We start from the raw sequence: 22882 nt of genomic DNA, 5'->3' as shown, positions 1-22882 counted from the left end.
TGGGGGCATCGGTCCTCGTTGTGCCACGGGTTACCAGTTACACGCCAAGCGCCTGAATGCCGGCCTTCGCGATCTGCGCATCCTGCTCCGACTTGACGCCCGACACGCCGACCGCGCCGATCACGTGGCCGTCGACGCTCACCGGCACGCCGCCTTCGAGCGTGCCGAGCAACGGCGCGCTGAGAAACGCGGTGCGGCCGTTGTTGATCATGTCTTCGTAGACCTTGGTTTCGCGCCGGCCGAGCGCCGCGGTGCGGGCTTTTTCGGTCGCGATGTAGGTGGTCGACGGCGCCGCGCCGTCCAGACGCAGCAGCGCGAGCGGATGGCCGCCGTCGTCGGAGACCACGATCGCGACGGCCCAATGGTTCTTCTCGGCTTCCGCGCGCGCGGCGTCGAGGATGCGGGTTGTTTCGGCCACGCTCAACACGGGTTTGCTCAGCATAATGATTTTCCTGTCTCGATGATGGGAAGGAGGCTTCTACGGGTTCTATCCAGTGACCGCTCGCTCAGTGACTGCAAGGCCTGCGGTGCCTGCCATGTCCTGAAGCAGGCGTGGCGCGGCCTGGCGGCGCGCGTCTGATCCGAAGATTCTACTTGCAGGCGCGCGCTCGCGAAACGGCGGCTTCCCTGGGCGGTCGTCGACGAGGCGCCGATCGCCGGCATCGGCACACGCGCCGCGCCGCGCTTTACAACGCTTTACAATCGCATCTACGCCGAAAACACGGAAAAACCGCGCGCTCACGCGCCATCAACTGTACCGATCACCATGCCGACCATTAGCGAGCTGTTCGTTTATCCGATCAAGTCCTGCGCGGGCATCGCGCTTAACGAGGCGCGCCTGCTGGCGACGGGCCTCGAATACGATCGCTACTGGATGATCACCGATCCGCACGGCGCGATGCTCACGCAACGCGCGTATCCGCGCATGGCGTTGATCCAGGTCGAACTCGGCGCCGAGGATCTGATCGTGCGCGCGCCGGGCATGCGCGAATTGCGCACGCCGCTCGACGCCACGCGGCTCGCGGCGGCGCCGAGGGTCGATACCGCGGTCTGGCGCGATGCGGCCTACGGGCTCGACACCGGCGACGAAGCCGCCGCGTGGTTCAGCGAATTCCTCGGCCTGCAGGCGCGGCTGCTGCGTTTCGATCCGCAGCGCGAGCGCATCGTCGATCGCGATTACACCGACAGCACCGGCGGCGCCACGACGTTTTTCGCCGACGGTTTTCCGCTGCTGGTGGTCGGTCAGGCGTCGCTCGACGATCTGAACGCGCGGCTGAACAGCAAGGGGGCGCCGTCGATCAGGATCGATCGCTTCCGGCCGAATATCGTGCTCGCGGGTCTCGATGCGTACGAAGAGGACTACGTGGAGACGCTAATCGTCGACACGAATGCCACCGCCGGCGCGCCCGACGCATCGCGTGTCGAGCTACGCCTCGTCAAGCTGTGCTCGCGCTGCCCGATGCCGACGATCGATCAGGCCCGCGGCGCGCCCGATCCCGACTGGCCGAACGAGCCGACCGACACGATGCTCGGCTATCGCGTCAGCGCGCGCTTCGACGGCGCGGTGACGTTCGGCAACAACGCGCTGATCGCGAGCGGGGCGGGCGCGTGGCTGCGGGTGGGGCAGCAGGCCGAAGCCGAGTTGGGGTTCGGCGATTGAGTCGTAGCGAAAGCGACTGACAGCGTCGCGTAGAACGAGGTCCGCAAGGACATCGTGTATCGAGCTGTACAACCCTGAATTCGCACGCGCACAGTGCTGCGTCGCACCATCGCTGTGCCTGCGCGCCTCAGAACACGTCGCACGCCAACGTGGCGTTCGATCTGAACTCGCCCCCGCCAAGCCCCACCGGACAAGGCTTTCCGGCCCATTTCCCAAACATGGCACAGCCTTTGCGTAAAGCGTTGCCAGCGGGCCAACGCAGGTCCGTCGCGCACGCAGCAGCACGGCACGCGCCACAGCAACACCGAACAGGACAACGGCGTCCCCCGGATTCAGCCCTCGGCTGGATTCGCGGGACGCCGTTTTTATTTCCGCAATCGCATTCGTATCCGCCCGATCCAAAGGACAGCGCGCTCATGAAAATCATCGTTATCGGTCACGGGATGGTCGGCCACAAACTGATCGAGTGCGTGGCGCAACAGGCCCCGCACGATCTCGACATCACGGTGCTGTGCGAGGAATCGCGACCGGCCTACGATCGCGTGCATCTGTCCGAATTCTTCGCGGGCAAGAGCGCCGACGATCTGTCGCTCGTCGAGCCGGGCTTCTTCGAGCGCCATAACGTGCTGCTCAAACTGAACGCGCGCGCCGTCGCGGTGGATCGCGACGCCCGCACGGTAATGGTATCGACCGGCGAAACGCTGTCGTACGACCGGCTCGTGTTCGCAACCGGCTCCTATCCGTTCGTGCCGCCGGTGCCGGGCCGCGAGCGCGCCGATTGCTTCGTCTACCGAACTATCGACGATCTAGAAGCGATGCGCGCTTGCGGCAAGCACGCGAAAACCGGCACGGTGGTCGGCGGTGGCCTGCTCGGACTCGAATGCGCGAAAGCGCTGCGCGATATGGGCCTGCAAACGCACGTGGTCGAATTCGCGCCGCGCCTGATGGCGGTGCAGGTCGACGACGGCGGCGGCCGCGTGCTGAAGCGCCGGATCGAAGAACTCGGCGTGACCGTGCATACCGCGAAGAACACCACGCAGATCGTCGACGGCGAAGCGGGCACGCACCGCATGCAGTTCGCCGACGGCAGCCACCTCGACACCGACATGATCGTGTTCTCCGCCGGCATCCGTCCGCGCGACGACCTCGCGCGCGCGTGCGGACTCGAGATCGGCGCGCGCGGCGGCATCGTGATCGACAACGCGTGCCGCACCAGCGACCCATCTATCTACGCGATCGGCGAATGCGCGCTGTGGCAAGGCCAACTGTTCGGCCTTGTCGCGCCCGGCTACGAAATGGCGCGTGTGGTGGCAAAGCAGTTGCTGGGCACGAACGACGAAGGCGCCGAATTCGCCGGCGCCGACATGAGCACCAAGCTGAAGCTGATGGGCGTCGACGTCGCGAGTATCGGCGACGCGCACGGCAACACGCCGGAGAGTCGCAGCTATCAGTTCAGCGATGAACGCAAGCAGATCTACAAGAAGCTCGTGGTGTCCGGCTGCGGCAAATATCTGCTCGGCGGGGTAATGGTCGGCGACGCGAGCGAATACGGCACCTTGCTGCAGATGATGCTCAACCGCATCGAGCTGCCCGAGGCACCCGAATTCCTGATCCTGCCGCAAGCCGCCGGCCACGCGAAGCCGGCGCTCGGCGTCGAGGCATTGCCGGCGGCCGCGCAGATCTGCTCGTGCAACAACGTGTCGAAGGGCGATCTGTGCGCGGCGGTGTGCGCCGGCGCGACCGACATCGGTGCGTTGAAGAGCGCGACCGGTGCGGGGACCTCGTGCGGCGGCTGCGTGCCGCTCGTCACCCAGGTGATGAAGGCCGAGATGAAGAAACAGGGCATGGTCGTCAACAACCATGTTTGCGAGCACTTCCCGTATTCGCGCCAGGAGTTGTATCACCTCGTACGCGTCGAAGGGCTGCGCAGCTTCGGCGCGCTGCTCGCGAAACACGGGCGCGGGCTCGGCTGCGATATCTGCAAGCCCGCGGTCGCGAGCATTCTCGCGTCGTGCTGGAACGAATTCGTGCTGAAGAAAGAGCACGCGTCGCTGCAGGACACCAACGACTACTACCTCGCGAACATCCAGCGTGATGGCACGTATTCGGTGGTGCCACGCATGGCCGGTGGCGAAGTGACGCCCGACGGGCTGATCGCGGTCGCGCAGGTCGCGAAGAAATACGGCCTCTATACGAAGATCACCGGCGGTCAGCGCGTCGATCTGTTCGGCGCGCGCGTCGAGCAGTTGCCGCTGATCTGGGAAGAGCTGATCGCGGCCGGTTTCGAATCGGGCCACGCGTACGGCAAGTCGCTGCGCACCGTGAAGTCGTGTGTCGGCTCGACATGGTGCCGCTACGGTGTCGGCGATTCGGTGGGCCTTGCGGTCGAACTCGAGAATCGCTACAAGGGGCTGCGCACGCCGCACAAGATCAAGTTCGGCGTGTCGGGCTGCACGCGCGAATGCGCGGAAGCGCAGGGCAAGGACGTCGGCGTGATCGCCACCGAGAAGGGCTGGAACCTGTACGTATGCGGCAACGGCGGGATGAAGCCGCGCCACGCGGAACTGCTCGCGGCGGACCTCGATAAGGCCACGCTGGTGCGCTATATCGACCGCTTCCTGATGTTCTACGTGCGCACCGCCGATCGTCTGCAACGCACCAGCGTGTGGCGCGACAACCTTGAAGGTGGCCTCGACTATCTGATCGGCGTGATCGTCGACGACCGGCTCGGTGTCGCCGCGGAACTCGAAGCGGAGATGCGCAACGTCGTCGACACCTACGAGTGCGAATGGAAGAAGGCTGTCACCGATCCGCAGACGCGCAAGCGCTTCCGGCACTTCGTGAATAGCGGCGACGCCGACGGCAACGTGAGCTTCGTCGAGGAACGCGGCCAGATCCGGCCGGCCACGCCCGCCGAGCGGCAGGCGAAGCTCGTCGCGATTCCGGTCGTCGTCGAGCCGGCTTGAGGAGTTTTTCCCCCTGTATTTCCGCACATTTATCGAAGGAGCCCAGCCATGAAAAACGAACGTCTGCCGCGCGTATGGACCGCGATCTGCCCGCTCGACGACATCGTGCCGAACACCGGCGTGTGCGCACTGATCAACGGTGAGCAGGTGGCGGTGTTTCACGTCGACGGCGGCGCAGCGCAGGCCGATGCCGCGCCGACGGTCTATGCAATCGAAAACTTCGACCCGGGCTCGCATGCGGCGGTGCTGTCGCGCGGGTTGGTCGGCAGTCTCGGCGAGCGCATCGTGGTCGCGTCGCCGATCTACAAACATCACTTCGATCTGCGCACCGGCGAATGCCTGGAAACGCCGTCGTATTCGGTCAGCGCGTTCGCCGCGCGCGTCGAAGACGGCCAGGTGCTGGTCGAGGTCTGACTCGGCACGGCTCGCCGGTCCCGATCGATTGTCTGGATATCTAACTAGCTGAATCGAGCATGTCTGCTACGAGCGTAAAAACCGTGTGTCCGTATTGCGGCGTCGGCTGCGGGATGGTGCTGCACGTCGAGGACGGTCAGGTCGTGAAGATCGCCGGCGACAAGGAACATCCGGCGAACTTCGGCCGCCTCTGTACGAAAGGGCAGTCGGCGCACGTCGCGCTGCGCAAGTCGGGACGCCTCGAAGGCGCGTTCGTGCGTCATGCGCGCGACGAAGACCCCGTGCCGTTGCCGATGACGCAGGCGTTGCGCGACACCGCCGCGCGGCTGCGGCGCGTGCTCGACCAGCATGGGCCCGATGCGTTGTCGTTTTACGTGTCGGGACAGATGTCGCTCGAAGCGCAGTATCTGATCAACAAGCTCGCGAAGGGCTTTATCGGCACGCACAACATCGAGGCCAATTCGCGGCTGTGCATGGCGAGCGCGGCCAGCGGCTACAAGCTGTCGCTCGGCGCGGACGGCCCCCCGGGCTCGTACGAGGACTTCGATCACGCCGATCTGTTTCTGGTCAGCGGCGCGAATCTGGCCGACTGTCATCCGATCCTGTTCCTGCGCATGATGGATCGCGTGAAGGCGGGCGCGAAGCTGATCGTCGTCGATCCGCGCCGCAACACGACCGCCGAGAAAGCCGATCTGTTTCTGCAGATCAGGCCCGGCACCGACCTCGCGTTGCTCAACGGGCTGCTGCATCTGCTGCACGAAAACGGCGCGACGGATCCCGCTTTCATCGCCGGATTCACTGAAGGCTGGGACACGATGCCCGCGTTTCTCGCCGAGTACACGCCAGAATACGTCGCGGGCATCACGGGTCTCGCCGCCGACGACATCCGCCGCGCCGCGCAGATGATCGCCGCCGCGCCGGAGTGGATGAGTTGCTGGACCATGGGCCTGAACCAGAGCACGCACGGCACCTGGCACACCAACGCGCTGTGCAATCTGCATCTGGCGACCGGCCGCATCTGCCGGCGCGGCAGCGGGCCGTTTTCGCTGACGGGCCAGCCGAACGCGATGGGCGGCCGTGAAATGGGCTACATGGGGCCGGGTCTGCCTGGGCAGCGCTCGGCGCTGGTCGCCGAAGACCGCGCGTTTATCGAAGACCTGTGGGGGATCGCGCCGGGCACGCTGAAAGCCAACGCCGGCAGCGGCACGATCGACATGTTCGCGCGGATGGCCGCGGGCGATATCAAGGCGTGCTGGATCATCTGCACCAATCCGGTCGCGACGGTGCCGAACCGGCAGAACGTGATCGCCGGCCTGCGCGCGGCCGAACTCGTGATCGCGCAGGACGCGTTCCTCGACACCGAGACCAACCGCTACGCCGACGTGCTGCTGCCCGGCGCGCTGTGGGCCGAAGCCGAAGGCGTGATGGTCAACTCAGAGCGCAATCTGACCTTGATGCGGCAGGCCGTCGAGCCGCCCGGCGCGGCGTTGCCCGACTGGCAGATCATCGCGCGCATTGCCTGTGAAATGGGTTTCGCCGACGCGTTCAGCTATACCAGCGCGGAACAGGTGTTCGACGAAATCACACGCGCGGCGAATCCCGCGACCGGCTATGACCTGCGCGGCGCGAGCTATCGACGGTTGAAGGAGACGCCGCTGCAATGGCCGGTGGCATCGATCGATGCGGCCGATCGCAGTCCGCTTCGCTACATCAACGACGGCGTGAGTCAGCCGCTCAGACAGCGACAGGACGGCAGCGTGCCGCGCCTCGTTTTTCCGGGCGCGAGCGGCAAGGCGAAATTCTTCGCGCGTGCCTATGCGAGCGCGGCGGAACTGCCTGACCGCGAATTTCCGATCGTGCTGAACACCGGTCGCGTGCAGCATCAATGGCACACGATGACCAAGACCGGCAAGGTCGCGATGTTGAACAAACTGAACCCGGGACCGTTCGTCGAGATTCATCCGGAGGACGCGACCGCGCTCGGCATCCGCGCGAAAGATGCGGTCGAAATCCGTTCGCGCCGCGGCCGCGCGGTGCTGCCGGCCGTCGTCACCGATCGCGTGAACGCGGGGCAGTGCTTCGCGCCGATGCACTGGAACGACGTGTTCGGCGACGACCTGTGCATCAACGCGGTCACCCACGACGCCGTCGATCCGGTTTCGCTGCAGCCCGAGCTGAAAGTCTGCGCGGTGGCGTTGAGTCCGGTGACGGCCGACCGTATCGAGAGCACGAGCGCTGACGACGACGCGCGTTCCACCCAAACCGGCGCGGCGGTCGCCGCTGCGTGCGCGAAGGATCAAACCATGCCCCGTATCGAAGCGCTCACGAGCCTACTGCAATTGCCGGGCGAGCCGGTGCCTGCACCGACGCTGAACGAGGCCGAGCGCGCTTACCTGGCCGGCTTCGTCAGCGGCTTGCGTAGCGCGGAAGAGCAGGGCATTGATAGCGTGCCGGTACTGCCGCACGCGGCGCCGTTCGAGCCGGCGAAGCGTTTTTACGTCGACGGTTTGCTCGCGGGACTCTATAGCCGTAGCGCGACGAACTCCGCCGCGTCGACAAGCGCATCGCCGAAGCTCACACATAACAACGAACCGCGCGAATCCGGCGTGCGCATCGTGCGCGCACGGCCGAAGGTGACGCTGTTGTGGGCCTCGCAAACCGGCAACACCGAATCGCTGACCGAGCGCTACGCAACGCGCCTGATGGAATCGGGCTTCGAAATCCGCACTGCGTGCATGGCCGACTACCCGTTGGCGACGCTCGCGAAAGCGCAATACGTGCTGCTGATGACGAGCACATTCGGCGACGGCGATCCGCCCGACAACGCGCAGGACTTCTGGACGCAACTGCAGACGGACGGCGCACCGCGTCTCGACGGCGTGCGCTTCGCGGTGCTCGCGCTCGGAGACCGCAACTACGATCAGTTTTGCGGTTACGGCCGACGTCTCGACGAACGGCTCGCGGAGCGGGGCGGCTTGCGTTTGCTGGAGCGTGTCGATTGCGATAGCGAGTGTCAGCCGGTTGCCGATGCGTGGCTCGAACGCATGATCGTCGGTATCAAGGAAGCGGACGCGGCGCTGTATGCGGTGCCGCCCGGCGGCATGATCAACGCGGTAGTCGGGACGGTGCCGACCAGGGCGCGGCCGGCCGCATCGCGCGTGGTCGGCAATCTGCGCCTGAACCGCCAGGGCGCCGCGAAAGATACGCGCTACGTGTCGCTGCAAACGGGCGGCACCACGCTCGAATACGAAGCCGGCGACGCGCTCGGTGTGTGGCCGAGCAATTGCCCCGAACTCGTCGACGAACTGATCGCGCTGAGCGGTCTGCACGCGGAAGCGCCGGTTCACGTCGCGGGCCTCGGCGAGATGCGGCTCGCCGACGCGCTCGGCAAGCACTACGAGATCGCGCGGCCGAGTGCGGAAGCGCTTGCGTTCGTCGCCGCGCGCAGCGGCAACGGCGCGCTGCGCGAACTGCTCGCGCCCGCGCGCAAGACCGATCTGAAGCAATGGCTGTGGGGCCAGCAACTGGCCGATGTGCTGCATGAATTCCCGGTGAGCCTGACGGCCGCCGAGCTGACCGGCATGCTCAAACGTCTGCAGCCGCGTCTGTATTCGATCGCGTCGAGCCCGAAAGCACATCCGGGGGAAGTGCATCTGACGGTGTCCGCGGTGCGCTACAACAACGGGCGGCGGTATCGCAAGGGCGTGTCGTCGACGTTTCTCGCCGATCGTGCGAGCGACGCCGAGGTGCCGGTGTTCGTGCAGAAGTCCGCGCATTTTCGTCCGCCTCATCAGGCGGACACGCCGATGATCATGGTCGGCCCGGGCACCGGCATCGCACCGTTTCGCGGCTTTCTGCACGAGCGCCAGGCGCGCGGCGAGCGCGGCCGCAACTGGCTGTTCTTCGGCGAACAGCATGCGGCCACCGATTTCTACTACCGCGACGAACTCGAAGCGATGCGCGCGAGCGGCCTGCTGACGCAACTCGACGTCGCGTTCTCGCGCGACCAGGCCGACAAGATCTACGTACAGGACCGCATGCGCGAACACGGTGCGCAACTGTGGGCCTGGCTCGAAGAGGGTGCGCATTTCTATGTATGCGGCGACGCGAACCGGATGGCGCGCGACGTCGACGCCGCGTTGAAGGATGTGATCGCGACGCACGGCGGCATGAGCGACGACAAGGCGCTCGAATACGTGAGCCGTCTGACGCGCGAAAAGCGCTATGGGCGCGACGTGTACTGAGCTTCGAATGGCATGACGCTTGCATATTGAAGCCGGTGAAATCGCCGGACGACAGTCGCCCAACGACATGCCACTGCAGATGAATACGACACACAAACGAGACTACCCAGCAATTTATTTAGTGAGGATGTCTGATGAAAAACGTGATGCACTCCCTGAGAAGCGGTGACTGGCGCGCGCTCGTTGCCTGCTTCCTTTATTTCGATACGGGCTTCACCGTCTGGGTGCTATATGGACCGCTCGCGCCGTTCATCAGCAGGAGCATCGCGATGACGCCCGCGCAACAGGGTCTGCTGGTGGCAGTGCCGGTGCTGTCGGCGGCGATTCTGCGCGTGACGCTCGGCAATCTGTATCAGTCCGCGCATGGCAAGCGCATCGCGTTGATGGGCGTGCTGCTGTCGGCGGTGCCGACCATCGTGCTGCCGTTGCTGCAAACGGTGCCATCGTATGAAACGCTGCTGGTACTCGGCGTGTTTCTTGGCGTCGGCGGGGCGAGCTTCGCGGTCGCGCTGCCGATGGCCGGCAGCAACTATCCGCCGAAAGTGCAGGGGCTGGTGTTGGGGCTCGCCGCGGCCGGCAATATCGGCGCGGTGCTCGACGGCTTCCTGTTCCCGCAACTGGCAACCCGCTACGGCTGGCAGATGGCCGCCGGCGGTGCGCTGCCGCTACTCGCGATCGCCGCGCTCACGCTGTATTTCTGGGCCAACGACGCGGGCGTCAAAACGGGCAGCGTGCTGCGCGCATTCGGCGGCTTCGCGACCACGCTGGTCGGGCTGATCGTGCTGGTGCTGCTGGTCGAGGCGGGGCTATTCGGCGCGGGCAAGGCCAGCGTGCTGCTGTTGCCGGTGATCGGCGCGCTGCTCGCGATCGCGGTGCTGCCGAAGCGCTATCGTTCGGTGCTCGGCGAGCGCGATACTTGGGTCATCATGCTCGTCTACAGCATCACGTTCGGCGGCTTTGTCGGGATGTCCTCGTATGTGTCGCTGCTGCTGACGAGTCTCTACCAGTTGAGCAAAATCGACGCGGGCCTGTTCATGGCGCTGCTCGCCGCGACCGGAGCGATGGTGCGTCCGCTCGGCGGGCTGATCGCGGACAGGGTGTCGGGCGTGCGCGCGCTGACCGTGCTGCTTGCGATCATCGCTGTCTGCGACTTCGTATTCGCTGCGGCGATGCCGTCGCTCGCGGGCGGGATCGCGCTGCTGCTGTGCCTGTACACCGCGTTCGGTCTCGGCAACGGCGCGACGTTCCAGCTGGTGCCGCATCGCTGGGCCGGCCGCACCGGCTTGATGTCGGGCATCGTCGGCGCGGCGGGCGGCATCGGCGGCTTCTATCTGCCGGTCGTGATGGGCATCGCGAAGGAAAGCACCGGCAGCTATCAGATGGGCTTCGCGACGTTCGGCGCGCTGGCCGCCTGCGCGTTTCTCGCGATCGTCGCGCTGCGTCGGCCGTGGATGGCGTGGTCGATGCAAACCGCCGGCATCATGCCTGCGCATGCGACGGAGTAATGCCGCGCGGTAACACCACGAAGTAACACGTGATGCACGGCGCTCGCTGGTTGCGGCGCCGTGCGGAAGTTTCAGAACTTATGCCGCAGCGCGACCCGCACGGCCACCTGTTTGTCCGTCGATGACGGCGCCTGCGTACCCAGCATGAACGCGTTGTCGAGAATGGACTGCGTGGTGCCGCCGATCACGCGTTGATACTGACCCTGCACATACACGTCGGTGCGCGTGCTCAGGTTGTAATCCGCCATCAGGCCGACCGTGTGAATCTTCGGCTTGACGGTGCCCGAGGACGCTTCGTAGTTCATCATCGTGTACACATACTGCGCGCCGACGAAGAATCCTGGCGTGAACTGATATCGACCGTTGGCTTCGAGGTTCTGGAATTTGAGCGTATCGAGTCTCACGCCGGGCGCCGCGAGCGGCAGGCCGATATAGTTGTTGCCGGTGGGATTTTTATAGTTCGAGTTGGTATAGGAGAAGCCGGCCGTCGTTTTGCCGAACGTATAGTTGATGCCGCCGCCGACCACCCGCATGCGTCCCGCGATAAAGCTCGCGTCGTTCGACGTGATCGCGCCGACTGTCCCCGCGCCCGGATTGTTCACCTGCAGCCAGGCCGCCGCGAGCAGCAGGCCGCCGTTCGTGTACTGGCCGCCGAAGCTGTACGCGCGGTTGTTGGCGAAGTTCGTATCGTTGCTGAAGCTGTAGAGGCCGCCGAACTTCAGGCCCGCGATCGTCGGGCTCGCGTATTTGACGCTATTGCCGAGGCGGAAGGAGTTGTCGGTGTTGTCGTTGTCGTACGGGTGCGAGAAAAGGAAGCCGGCCCAGCTGCCGTTTGCCGTCGTCTGAGCGAGATAGTCGACCACCGAGTCGTATTGACGACCCAGCGTGAACGTGCCGAAGCGCTCATTGCTCAGCCCCACGTAAGCCTCGCGACCAAACAGGCGGCCGCCCTGGAAGAGCCTGCCCGAGTTCAGTTCGAAGCCGTTTTCGAGCTGGAACACGAGCCGGGTGCCGCCGCCCAGATCCTCCGTCCCCCTCATGCCCCAGCGGTTGCCTTGCGCATAGCCGCTCGCCATTTCCCAGGCCGGGCTACCGCCCGCATTGTTCGTGTAGACGATCCCCTGGTCGATGAGGCCGTAGAGCGTCACGCTGCTTTGCGCGAACGCGCAGGGCGCCGCGAACGCGGCGAATGTAGCGAGGGCGGCGGTGGCGAGGCGGTTTCTTTTCATTCAAGGCTCCGGCTTTTCTTGCAAAAAGCTTACATTCTCAAATTTGAGATGAATGCTGCGTATACGGCACATCCCTGGTTACGGCCTCGAATATGGCGTTGCAGACGCGGCGTGGCGACGCACTGTGTGGTGCGGTCGGGTGCGTGCAGGGGCGAGGCGAGCGTGTGAGCGCGAGCGGAGTGGGCGACGGCGAGCAGTGGCAGCGCGGCTGAAGATCGACATGTGACGGCATCGAGCGCCGGCATTCACACCGCAGTGCCCTCGATCGAAGGACGATGCACGAGCGCGCGGGGCACGCGTTTTACCGGTGCGTGACTGTGCGATTGAACGTGAGAGAGTCTGCTGAGAAAGTGCGCATCATCGGCGGTCCGGTGACCCGAACGCGGGCTCGATAATGCGCGATGCGCCGGCTTCTGCAAACGCCGCAGCTCCTGCAATTGCGTGCGTGAGGTCGCCATCGCCAACCGGATCACCGCACCCCATGCAAAAGGGCCATCGAAATGGCCCCAAGCCGCAAACCGGCGCTAACCGCCTCGAAAAAAGCGGCGATTTAATCCGCGATCCGCCTGTCCGCAAGCGCGTTCTGGCAGTCGGTAATCACCTGTCTGACGAGACGTGCCTGCGGATCGAGTTCGTCGGTATCGAGAATTTCTTCAACCGCGTCGCGTGCCCAGTCGGTATCGACGAACTGCGCATGGCGCCGGGCGATTTCGACCGCGGTGGCCGACAGCTTCGCGATGCAGAGCCAGTCGGCTTCGCGCGCGCGACGGTCGAGCCACTTATGCGCGGCCTGCACGTGAAACGCCGCGTCGGGCCAGTCTTCGTTCAGATAATAAGCGCCGAGGCTTCCGCATGTGAGCCAGCACAACAGCTCCAGACGGTCACGGGGACTCAGATGTTGGCGTACATCACTCATGGCGACGCTCGCTGCAGTAAATGGCTTCCCGGTGAGGGCGGCAGGGCGCCGTCCTCCGCTTTCAACACACATTAGCACGCGATATTCCCGGGCGGCAATTCCCGACCAACCCTGGCGCGCGGCACGAGCGCGGAACGCTGGCGGCAACGCATGAACAGGGTACGAGCAGACGATCGGCGAGGGAGGGGCAGCGCGTGGAGCGAGGTCAGAACGAGGTCAAGGCGAGGCGTGACGCGGCGCGCGCACGCGACGCGGAAACGCCCGTCCGACAAGCGTCCGCGAGCAGGGACGGGCTGATGAAAAACGCGCTGGCGTCGATGAGCGCCGGGAACGCGCCCGGCGCCGACTATCAGCGATCCCCGCGCGTCGCGACGATGAAGAGCCGCGGAAACGGCAGCAGCACGGTGCCGTCGTCGAGCGCCGGATAGGCCTTGGCGATTTCGTCGCGATAGCGTTGCAGGAAGGCGTCGCGCGCGGAGGCATCGAGCGGGGCGATGAACGGCCGCAGCGCGCTGCCCTTGAACCACTCGACCACCGCGTCCGCGCCGCCCGCGAGCGGGTGGTGATAGACGGTGCGCCACACGTCGACGCGCGTGCACAGCGGCTTGAGCAGCGCGTAATACCAGGCCGCGCCGTGGCGCATGGTGCGCTCAACGCCCTTCAGTTGCGGCGCCCACGGGCCGTCGGCGGCGATCTCGCGCAGCAGCCGGTGCGCCGGTTCGTCGAGATTGTCGGGCATCTGCACCGCCAGCGTGCCGCCGGCCGCGAGCTTGTCGACCAGCGCCGGAAACAGCCGCTCGTGGTCCGGCACCCATTGCAGCACCGCGTTCGCGAGGATCACGTCATACGGTCCACGCGCGTCCCACGTCGAAATATCACTGACCTCGAAACCGAATTGCGGCAGGCGCTCGCGAGCCGCCGCGATCATGTCGGTGGAACTGTCGATTCCGCTGATCGACGCGCCCGGCAGACGCGCGGCCAGCACCTCGGTCGAATTGCCCGGCCCGCAGCCGATATCGACCGCGAGCCGCGCGCCTTCCGTCGGCACTGCGGCGAGCAGATCGCGCACCGGACGCGTGCGCTCGTTCTCGAACAGCACGTACTGCTTCGCGTGCCAGTCGCTGGGTTCGGGCAGGGTGGTCCCGGTCATTTTTTTGCTCCTTCGTGGGGTTCGGTGCGCTCATTTTCGGCAGATCGGCACGCAGAGTAAAATGAATTTATTCTTCCGATTGCTGCATTTTTCTAATGAAAATCGACACCCTCGGCGTGCAGGCTTTCGTCGCGATTGCCGATCGCGGCAGCTTCCAGGGTGCGGCGGATGCGCTGCACGTGACGCAAACCGCGATCACGCAGCGGCTACGCAAGCTCGAAACCTATCTCGGCGTCACGCTGATCGAACGCACCACACGCTCGATGGCGCTGACCGAAATCGGTCGCAGTTTTCTGCCGCAGGCGCGCCGGCTGCTCGGCGAACTGGCCGATGCGCTGGTCGAAATCCGCGAAACGGGTATGGCGCAGCGCGGCGACGTGTCGATCGCGTGCGTGCCGACCGTCGGCGTGCAGTATTTACCGCGCATTCTGCAGGCATATTCGGCGCGCTATCCGCACAACCGCATCAAGATTCTCGATCACGCATCGTCGGCGGTGGAGGAGGCCGTGTTGCGCCGCGAGGTCGAGTTCGGCATCAACATCGCGCGCGAGCATCATGCCGATCTCGCCACCGTGCCGCTCACCGAAGACCGCTACGTGCTGATCTGCCACGAGGCGCATCCGCTCGCGAAGCGGCGGCGCATCGCGTGGCGGCAGTTGCAGGCGTATCCGCTGATTTTCGCCGGCGAGGTCAGTGGCAACCGCGCGTTGCTCGACGTGGCGCTGGAATCGAGCGAACTCGCGCTGCGCTCGTTCTACGAGGTGCAGCGCAGCTCGACCGCGGTCGGGCTCGTCGCTCAACGCGTCGGCGCGGCGGTGGTGCCGGCGCTCGCGTTGCAGAAGGGCGCGTACCCGAGCGTGCGCACCGTCGAGCTGATCCAGCCGACGGTGTCGCGCACGCTGGTGCTGGTCGCGCGCAAGACCGCGCAGCTGTCGCCGGCCGCGCAGGCGCTCTACGACATGATTCGCGAGCAGGCGACGCTGAAGAGCGCGTGACGGCGCGTCGCGCGCACGGCAAACTGGCTGGCGGCGCCAGTGCCGGCGTTACATCGCATCGCTTCGTTTACCTTACCCGTCGTTCAATCCACCCTACACACGGACCCACGCTCTCATGCTGCAGATCCTCGGCAAGACCACTTCGATCAACGTGCGCAAGGTGCTGTGGACCTGCGCGGAACTCGGCCTTGCGTTCGAACAGGAAGACTGGGGCTCGGGTTTCCGTTCCACCGACGTCCCCGAGTTTCGTGCGCTCAATCCCAACGCGATGGTCCCGGTGATTCGCGACGGCGAGTTCGTGCTGTGGGAGTCGAACTCGATCATCCGCTATCTGGCGAACCGCTATCGCGGCGACTGGCTGTATCCGGCCGATCCGCTCGAACGGGCGCGCTGCGATCAATGGATCGACTGGCAGGCAAGCGAGCTGAACCGCTCGTGGAGCTACGCGTTTCTCGCGCTGGTGCGGCGCTCGCCCGAGCATCAGGATGCGCGGCAGATCGCGGCGTCGTGTGCGAACTGGTCGGCGCACATGGCGATCGTCGAGCAGCAGCTCGTGCGTACCGGTGCGTTTATCGCGGGAAACGCGTTTTCGCTGGCGGATATTCCGATCGCGCTGTCGGCGAACCGCTGGTTCGAAACGCCGCTACAGCACGACGACTTTCCGGCACTCGCTGCGTATATGGCGAGACTCGCCGAGCGCGACGGGTATCGCGCGTATTGCCGTAATGGCACGCCGTGATTGGCGCCGCTTACGAAAATCATCGCCAATTCTGACGAATTTATTACGCGGGATGCTTCTGCGCGGCACACCCCGCATCCCCTACAATGACGGCCATTTCATTTAGCGACATTGAAGGTCCAACGATGCGGGCAACGAAATTCGCGCTGGCTGTGCTGATGGCGTGCTTCACTCTGAACGCGAGCGCCGAGATGACGGCCGCACAATACAAAAAATGGGCGCACACCGATAACAATTCGATCTACGCGGCGTACATCACCGGCACGATCAACGCGCTCGGTTGGGCCAACGGCGACCTGGTTGCGCAGAAACGTCCGCCGTTGTTCTGTCCGCCGCAAACGCTCGCGATCGGCAACCAGACCGTTTATCCGATGCTCGACGCGTTCTTCGCGAATCATCCGGGCATCTCCGACGACTTCCCGATCGGCCTCGCGATTCTGCGTGCGCTGCAGGGCGCGTATCCGTGTTGAGCGTGCGAGTCTCGCGAAAGCGGGAATAGAATACGAGCGGTCACTCGTATTCGAACCTCGCATTTCCGCCATGCCGAAATCGACCGCCGCACCGCAGCCCAAGCCCCCACAGTTGAAACCCCGCAAGATGCCGGTTCAGCGACGTTCCGCGCAAACCGTCGAGGCCGTGCTCGAAGCGGCGGCCCGCATTCTGGAGACGTTAGGACTCGATGGCTATACGACCAACGCGGTCGCGCAACGCGCCGGCGTCAGCATCGGCTCGCTGTATCAGTACTTTCCGAATCGCGACGCGCTGACCGTCGCATTGATCGAGCGCGAGACCGCGCAACTGGCAGCCGACATCGACGCCGCGACCTTACTCGAGAACTCGCGCGACTGCGTGCGGGCGCTGGTGCGTGCGGCGGTCGCGCATCAGATGCGCCGGCCGGTGCTCGCACGGATCATCGATTTCGAGGAGCGTCGGTTGCCGGTCGGCGAGCGCGATCAGCGGATCACCGATACCGTGCACGCGGCGCTCGTCGATGCATTGGGCCGCAAGCCGGGCGCGCCCAAACTGCACGACGTCAGCCTCGTGGCGCACGATCTGCTCGCGATCGTGCGCGGCATGGTCGATTACGCCGGCGAGCGCGACGAACGCGATGCGGTGGTGCTGGAAGCGCGGGTAATGCGGGCGGTGGACGGCTATGTCGCGCAGTCACGCCAAGTCGGCGACGCAAAGACAGAGTAGGGAAGAGAACAGCGCAGAGAAGCGCTCAGGAACGAAGCGGGGAAGACAACATGCAGAAAAACGAAGGGGGCGACATCGCAATACCGCCCCCTTCGATCATCAAACCTGCACCAGATTCGGAATCTGTACGTCCGGATTGACGTCCGCGTCGTAATCGACGCCCTTCATTTCAAAACCGAACAGACGCAGGAAATCGGTCTTGTAGCCGGCGAAATCGGTGAGTTCGTAGATATTGTCGTTGGTGACCTGATTCCAGAGTTCCTGCACGCGGACTTGCACCGACGGATCGAGTTCCTTGTAGTCCGCGCGCAGACGGCCTTCGTCGTCGATATGCGGCTGGCTGCCGTAGAGGCTGTCCTTGTACAGGCCATAGACCTGCTCGATACAACCTTCGTGCGTGCCTTGCTCTTTCATCACCTTGAACAGCAGCGACAGATACAGCGGCATCATCGGAATGGCCGAGCTGGCTTGCGTGACGACCGCCTTCAGCACCGCGACGCGCGCATCGCCGCCCCTGGCCGCGAGCTTTTCGCGGATGCCGAGCACCTTCTGGTCGAGATCCTTCTTGGCCGCGCCGATCGAGCCGTTCCAGTAGATGTCGTGGGTGATCTTCTCGCCGAGGTAGGTGAATGCGGTGGTCTTCGCACCGTCGGCGAGCACGCCGGCTTCGCCCAGCGCGTCCATCCACATCTGCCAGTCCTCGCCGCCCATTACCGCGACCGTCTGCGCGATTTCTTCCGGCGTCGCCGGTTCGAGCACGGTTTCCTTGATCACTTCCTTGTCGGTATCGATGCCGCGCAGGTTGACCGCCTTGCCGATCGGCTTCAGCACCGAGCTGAACACTTCGCCCGTCTTCGGATGCTGGCGCTTCGGCGCCGCGAGGCTATAGACGACGAGGTCGACCTGGCCGAGATCGCGCTTGATGACTTCGATCGTGCGCGCCTTGACTTCGTCGGAGAACGCATCGCCGTTGATACTGGTCGCGTACCGGCCTTCGGCGGTGGCGAACTTTTCGAACGCGGCGGTGTTGTACCAGCCGGCGGTGCCGGCCTTGGTTTCGCTGCCGGCACGCTCGAAGAACACGCCGAGGGTGTCCGCGCCCGAGCCGAACGCGGCGCTGATGCGCGCGGCCAGACCGTAGCCGGTCGACGCGCCGATCACGAGCACCTTCTTCGGGCCGTTGGCGATGGGGCCGCGTGCCTTCACATACTCGATCTGTTCCTTGACGTTGGCTTCGCAGCCGGTCGGATGGGTCGATACACAGATGAAGCCACGCACACGCGGTTTGATGATCATGAAGCACCTCTTGTCGGAATTGGCGACATTATAGTGGCCCCGCCGCGGGGGCCGGGCATCGGGCTCTGTGGCGGAAGGGGCATGGGGGTAGGGAAGGGCCGTGGCGGGTCGTGCTCGCCGGCGTCCCTGAGGGCGTCGTCACCGGTGTCCTTAAAGGCGGCCGCAAGACCGTGCGTCGGTCCGGCAAAGCACGGCGATATGCGCGAACCCCGGCAAAAAATCGGTGCACGCGCCACATCTTGATACGATTGCGCCTTTCCCAGCCGACGACAGCACGTGAAGCGCCTCATCTCCTCCTTACTCGCGGCCCTCGACAAAGGGCTGACCCTCGCGAACCCGCTCGTCGCGAAGGGCTGGTGGCATCTGCGCCACCCGACCCGCCGCACCTTTGCGTGGGGGCTCGCGGCGCTGCCGGTGCTGTTCGTGCTGTACGTGTTGCTGCTGATTCCGTTCACGCCGAGCATCGGCGACATCCGCAAGGCGAAGATCGAGCAGCCCGCGCAGATTCTCTCGGCCGACGGCAAGCTGCTCGCCGAATTCAAGCCGTCGAACCGCGAGTGGGTGAAGCTGAAGGACATCTCGCCGAACGTCGTCAACGCGCTGATCGCCACCGAGGATCACCGCTTCTACCAGCATTTCGGCCTCGACTGGCGGCGCACCGCGTCGGCCGCGCTGCACACGTTTTCGGGCGACCGTCAGGGCGGCTCGACGATCACGCAGCAGCTCGCGCGCAATCTGTACCCCGACGAAATCGGCCGCGCGCCGACGCTCACGCGCAAGCTGAAGGAAGCGATCACCGCGCTGAAAATCGAAGCGTTCTACACCAAGGACGAAATCCTCGAAACCTACCTGAACACGGTGCCGTTCCTGTACAACGCGTACGGCATCGAGATGGCCGCGCGCACCTATTTCGACAAATCCGCGTCCGATCTGAACGTGCTCGAAGCGGCGACGCTGACCGGCATGCTGAAGGGCAATGCGTACTACAACCCGGTGCTGAATCCGGAGCGCGCGTTGCAGCGGCGCAATACGGTGCTCGGGCAACTGGCCAAGTACGGCAAGCTGACGCCGGCCCAGTACGACAACCTGAGCCGCAAGCCGCTGCGCCTCGACTTCGAGCGTCAGGTCGAGCCGCCCGGACCCGCGCCGCACTTCACGCAGCAGTTGCGTAAATGGCTGGTCGCATGGGCCGATCGCAACGACTACAACATCTATTCCGATGGCCTCGTCGTGCGCACGACGCTCGATTCGCGTCTGCAGACGATGGCCAACCAGGCGGTCACGCTGCAGGGCAACCAGTTGCAGGGCATCGCGAACTCGGCGTGGGGCACGCGCGCCGGCTGCTCGGCGGACAAGGATCTGCTGCGCACGTTCCTGCGCGAAACGCCCGACTTCAAGGCGGCCAAAGACACCGGCCTGTCCGACGACGACGCACTGAAACGTCTGCTGGCCGACCGCAAGCTCGTGCAGAACGTCTGCGAGACGAAGACGCGCGTGCAGGCCGACTTCCTCGCGATGGACCCGCGCACCGGCGAGATCAAGGCCTGGGTCGGCAGCCGCGACTTCGCCGAGGATCCGTTCGATCACGTGCAGCAGGCACGCCGTCAGCCGGGCTCGACCTTCAAGCCGTTCGTCTACGCGGCGGCCTTCGAGGCGGGCGCGAAACCCGACGACAAGCTGCCCGACAACCCGGTCGAAATCCAGCTCACCGGCGGCGAAATCTGGAAGCCGAGCGACGAGGATGAGCCGAGCGGCCGCGAGATCAGTCTGCGCGACGCGCTCGCGTATTCGCGCAATCGCATCACCGCGCAGGTGATGCAGACGGTCGGCCCGAACAAGGTCGCGAAGCTTGCGCGCGCGATGGGTGTACGCGACAGCCAGCTCGACCCGGTGCCGTCGCTGGCGCTCGGCACGAGCCCGGTCACGCTGAAGGAAATGGTGTCGGCGTACGGGACGATCGCGAACCTCGGCAGCTACGTCGAGCCGCTGATGGTCACGCGCATCGAGGACCGCAATGGCAACGTGCTCGCCGAATTCGCGCCGGCCTCACCGAAACGCGAGCTGCCCGCCGATACCGCGCGCACGCTCGTCGATGTGATGCGCGACGTCGTCAGCCGCGGCACCGGCGCGAGTATCCGTACGCGCTTCGGCGTGCGCGGCGACGTCGCCGGCAAGACCGGCACGACCCAGGGCAACGCGGACGGCTGGTTCATGCTGATCCAGCCGCAACTGGTGGCGGGCGCGTGGGTCGGCTTCAACGACAGCCGCGTGACGCTGCGCAGCGATTACTGGGGGCAGGGTGCACATAGCGCGCTGCCGATCGTCGGCGATTTCTTCCAGCGCGCGCAACGCTCGCGGCTGGTGGACAGCCACCTGAAATTCGATACCGAGCAGCAGCCCGGCTGGTTCGCCGAGCGGACCGAACGTCTGCGCGACTGGTTCGAGCATCTGTTTTCGCGCGCGCCGGGGCAGGACAAGCAGGTGGTCGTGCGTAACCCGGTGCGCCGGGCGCCGGAGACGACGGCCGAGCCGGCGCAGGCAGCGGCTTCCGCTGCGTCGGCCGTGCAGGAGACGGCGGGCGCGCCCGCGTCCACGGCGGCAAGCGAGCCGCGCGCGTTGCCGCCGCTGCTGCCGGCGCCGGGCCTCGTGGCGACGCCGACGACCTCAGCGACGGGTAATGGCGTCGATGGGGAAACACATGGCGGCGGTGCCGCGGCGCTCGCGCCGACCCCGACGCCGGACGACGTCGTGCCGTCCGATGCGGGCGGTCAGGGCGGCGATGCGACCAATAATGGTGGTGGAGCGAACTGAACGCGGCTGAGGCGCAGAGCCTGGGCCGCGTTGAATCGCGCGTGAATTGCCTGTGAGGCGAGCGGGGGCCGAAGACCGTGCTGAAACAGCGCCGAAAACAGCGCTGAAAAGAGAAGAGGGCCAGGGACTGAAGGCAAAAGCCTGAAAACGGCACGGTGGGCGTGACCGCCCCGCCTCCTACGTCCCAACCCCGAACTCCGCCAATACCGCCTAATACCTCGCCACCCCAGCTTCGCCGGCCGCACGCGCATGCGGATTGCCATGCACGGTTTCGAGCGACGTATCGTGATGCAGCAGCAACACCGCCGCCATGCCGATCAGTCCCGCGCCGGAGAGGCACAGCAGCCCGGCGCCGAAGCCGCCGGTGCTGTCCTTGATCCAGCCCATCGCGAACGGCCCGAAAAAGCCCGCCAGATTGCCGAGCGAATTGATCGCGGCGATGCCGCCCGCAGCCGCCGCGCCCGACAGGAACGCGGCCGGCAAGGTCCAGATCACCGGCAGGCAGCCGAAAATCCCGAAGCCGGCGATCGACAGCGCGATCATCTTCTGCACCGGATTGTCGAGCCCGGCCGCCGCCGCGATGCCGCCGGCCGCGACGAATAGCGCGATCGCGACGTGCCAGCGGCGTTCGAGCCGGCGATCCGAATGACGTCCCCACAGAATCATGCTGGCGAGGCCGACCACATACGGCAGCGACGTCACGAAACCCGTCTGCAGATTGGTGAGGCCGAACGATTTCACGATCTGCGGCAGGAAGAAGCTCAGGCCGTAGTTGGTTGCGTTCGCGCCGAAGTAGATCAGCGCGATCGCGAGCACGCGCGGATTGATCAGCGCCTCCTTCACGCTGAAATGGCGCACCGCCTCGCGATGCTCGCGCTCCTGCTTCTGGCGCGCGATCAGCCAGTTGCGTTCGTCGTCGGCGAGCCAGGTCGCGTCGGCGGGCTTGTCGGTCAGATAGAACAGCACCGCGAACGACAGCAGCACCGCCGGCAGCGCCTCGATCAGATACAGCCATTGCCAGCCGCCGAGTCCGCCCAGCCCGTCGAGCGACAGCAGCGCACCCGAGATCGGACCGCCGATCACCGTCGACAGCGGAATCGCCGCCATGAAGTAGCCGACCACGCGGCCCCGATAGGCGGCCGGAAACCACAACGTGAGCAGAAAGATGATGCCGGGGAAGAAACCGGCCTCGGCGATGCCGAGCAGAATCCGCAGACCGAAGAACACATGCGCGGCGGAGAGCCCGGTCAGGTGCGCGAGGTTCGGAATAAACGCCATCGCGCCCGCGAGAATGCCCCACGTGAACATGATCCGCGCGATCCAGCGCCGCGCGCCGAAGCGTTCGAGCAGCAGGTTCGACGGCACTTCGAAGAAGAAGTACGCGATAAAGAACACGCCGGCGCCGAAACCGAATGCGCTGGCGGACAGGTCGAGCGCCTTGTTCATCTGCAACGCCGCGAAGCCGACGTTCACGCGATCCAGATAGGCGATGAAATAGCAGAGCATCAGGAACGGCACGAGCCGAACCGTGACGCGATGTAGGGTGCGTGCCTCGAGATCCATCGATGTCTCCTCCGGTTCGGCGACCGGTGCGTGCCGCTGTTGGGTGGGTCGTTTGGTGGGGCTAGGGTCGGTGTGTGGATCGGGATGCCCGGGTGCGCAAGGCATCGCTACAGACTAGACGCCAGATGGCGATTCCGGAAGTTCTTTTGTGAACCATACGGTTCGGTCATTACGAATGGCGGAACGGTACGGGATCG

The 22882-nt window shown here is 65.2% G+C and carries 16 protein-coding genes; 10 read left to right on the top strand and 6 right to left on the bottom strand.

Features of this window, described 5'->3' with window-relative positions:
* Positions 1-37 precede the first annotated feature (37 nt).
* Positions 38-442, bottom strand: coding sequence for a GlcG/HbpS family heme-binding protein (locus tag HHL14_RS10320; RefSeq protein ID WP_169497498.1), 405 nt, complete (start codon positions 440-442; stop codon positions 38-40).
* Between the two features lie 324 nt (positions 443-766).
* On the opposite strand from HHL14_RS10320, the gene HHL14_RS10315 reads away from it, so the two are divergent.
* The 5 genes from HHL14_RS10315 (at position 767) to HHL14_RS10295 (ending at position 10789) form a co-directional block, all read left to right on the top strand.
* A complete protein-coding gene (locus tag HHL14_RS10315; RefSeq protein WP_169497497.1) occupies positions 767-1660 on the top strand; it encodes an MOSC domain-containing protein in 894 nt (297 codons plus the stop codon).
* A gap of 416 nt (positions 1661-2076) precedes the next feature.
* Positions 2077-4626 carry a nitrite reductase large subunit NirB gene (nirB, locus tag HHL14_RS10310; protein ID WP_169497496.1) on the top strand — a complete coding sequence of 850 codons (2550 nt, stop codon included), beginning with the start codon at positions 2077-2079 and terminating at the stop codon, positions 4624-4626.
* 48 nt (positions 4627-4674) lie between these two features.
* Positions 4675-5040 (top strand): nitrite reductase small subunit NirD, encoded by a 366-nt coding sequence (gene nirD / locus HHL14_RS10305; protein ID WP_169497495.1) that lies wholly within the window; start codon positions 4675-4677, stop codon positions 5038-5040.
* A 59-nt stretch (positions 5041-5099) separates the two neighbouring features.
* Positions 5100-9284, top strand: a complete 4185-nt coding sequence (locus HHL14_RS10300; protein ID WP_169497494.1) for a bifunctional nitrate reductase/sulfite reductase flavoprotein subunit alpha — start codon at positions 5100-5102, stop codon at positions 9282-9284.
* Positions 9285-9418: 134 nt separating this feature from the next.
* Complete coding sequence (locus HHL14_RS10295; protein WP_169497493.1) at positions 9419-10789, top strand: MFS transporter; 1371 nt, start codon at positions 9419-9421, stop codon at positions 10787-10789.
* A gap of 71 nt (positions 10790-10860) precedes the next feature.
* Here HHL14_RS10295 and HHL14_RS10290 read toward each other — a convergent pair whose 3' ends face one another.
* From HHL14_RS10290 to tam, 3 genes are all read right to left on the bottom strand, one after another.
* Complete coding sequence (locus HHL14_RS10290; RefSeq protein ID WP_169497492.1) at positions 10861-12018, bottom strand: porin; 1158 nt, start codon at positions 12016-12018, stop codon at positions 10861-10863.
* 550 nt (positions 12019-12568) lie between these two features.
* Positions 12569-12934 (bottom strand): hypothetical protein, encoded by a 366-nt coding sequence (locus HHL14_RS10285; RefSeq protein ID WP_169497491.1) that lies wholly within the window; start codon positions 12932-12934, stop codon positions 12569-12571.
* 349 nt (positions 12935-13283) lie between these two features.
* On the bottom strand, positions 13284-14084 hold the full coding sequence (gene tam / locus HHL14_RS10280; protein ID WP_169497490.1) for a trans-aconitate 2-methyltransferase: 801 nt from the start codon (positions 14082-14084) through the stop codon (positions 13284-13286).
* Between the two features lie 95 nt (positions 14085-14179).
* Here tam and HHL14_RS10275 point away from each other — a divergent pair, with 95 nt between their 5' ends.
* The 4 genes from HHL14_RS10275 (at position 14180) to HHL14_RS10260 (ending at position 17015) form a co-directional block, all read left to right on the top strand.
* Positions 14180-15079: a LysR family transcriptional regulator gene (locus tag HHL14_RS10275; protein WP_169497489.1), complete on the top strand. Its 900-nt coding sequence runs from the start codon at positions 14180-14182 to the stop codon at positions 15077-15079.
* 115 nt (positions 15080-15194) lie between these two features.
* Positions 15195-15818 (top strand): glutathione S-transferase family protein, encoded by a 624-nt coding sequence (locus tag HHL14_RS10270; protein ID WP_169497488.1) that lies wholly within the window; start codon positions 15195-15197, stop codon positions 15816-15818.
* 125 nt (positions 15819-15943) lie between these two features.
* Positions 15944-16288 carry a hypothetical protein gene (locus HHL14_RS10265; protein ID WP_169497487.1) on the top strand — a complete coding sequence of 115 codons (345 nt, stop codon included), beginning with the start codon at positions 15944-15946 and terminating at the stop codon, positions 16286-16288.
* Between the two features lie 70 nt (positions 16289-16358).
* Positions 16359-17015, top strand: a complete 657-nt coding sequence (locus tag HHL14_RS10260) for a TetR/AcrR family transcriptional regulator (RefSeq protein WP_169497486.1) — start codon at positions 16359-16361, stop codon at positions 17013-17015.
* 99 nt (positions 17016-17114) lie between these two features.
* Here the strand turns inward: HHL14_RS10260 and fabV are convergent, their stop codons facing one another.
* Positions 17115-18311, bottom strand: a complete 1197-nt coding sequence (gene fabV, locus HHL14_RS10255; RefSeq protein ID WP_169497485.1) for an enoyl-ACP reductase FabV — start codon at positions 18309-18311, stop codon at positions 17115-17117.
* Positions 18312-18587: 276 nt separating this feature from the next.
* Between fabV and HHL14_RS10250 the strand changes: the two genes are divergently transcribed.
* Complete coding sequence (locus HHL14_RS10250; RefSeq protein WP_169497484.1) at positions 18588-21122, top strand: penicillin-binding protein 1A; 2535 nt, start codon at positions 18588-18590, stop codon at positions 21120-21122.
* Between the two features lie 210 nt (positions 21123-21332).
* On the opposite strand, the gene HHL14_RS10245 is transcribed toward HHL14_RS10250, so the two are convergent.
* On the bottom strand, positions 21333-22685 hold the full coding sequence (locus tag HHL14_RS10245; protein ID WP_169497483.1) for an MFS transporter: 1353 nt from the start codon (positions 22683-22685) through the stop codon (positions 21333-21335).
* Positions 22686-22882 lie beyond the last annotated feature (197 nt).

Source organism: Paraburkholderia antibiotica, assembly GCF_012927125.1.
GTDB lineage: Bacteria > Pseudomonadota > Gammaproteobacteria > Burkholderiales > Burkholderiaceae > Paraburkholderia > Paraburkholderia antibiotica.
Note: the sequence above shows the minus strand (reverse complement) of the source record. Positions and strands in the feature narration are given on the sequence as shown.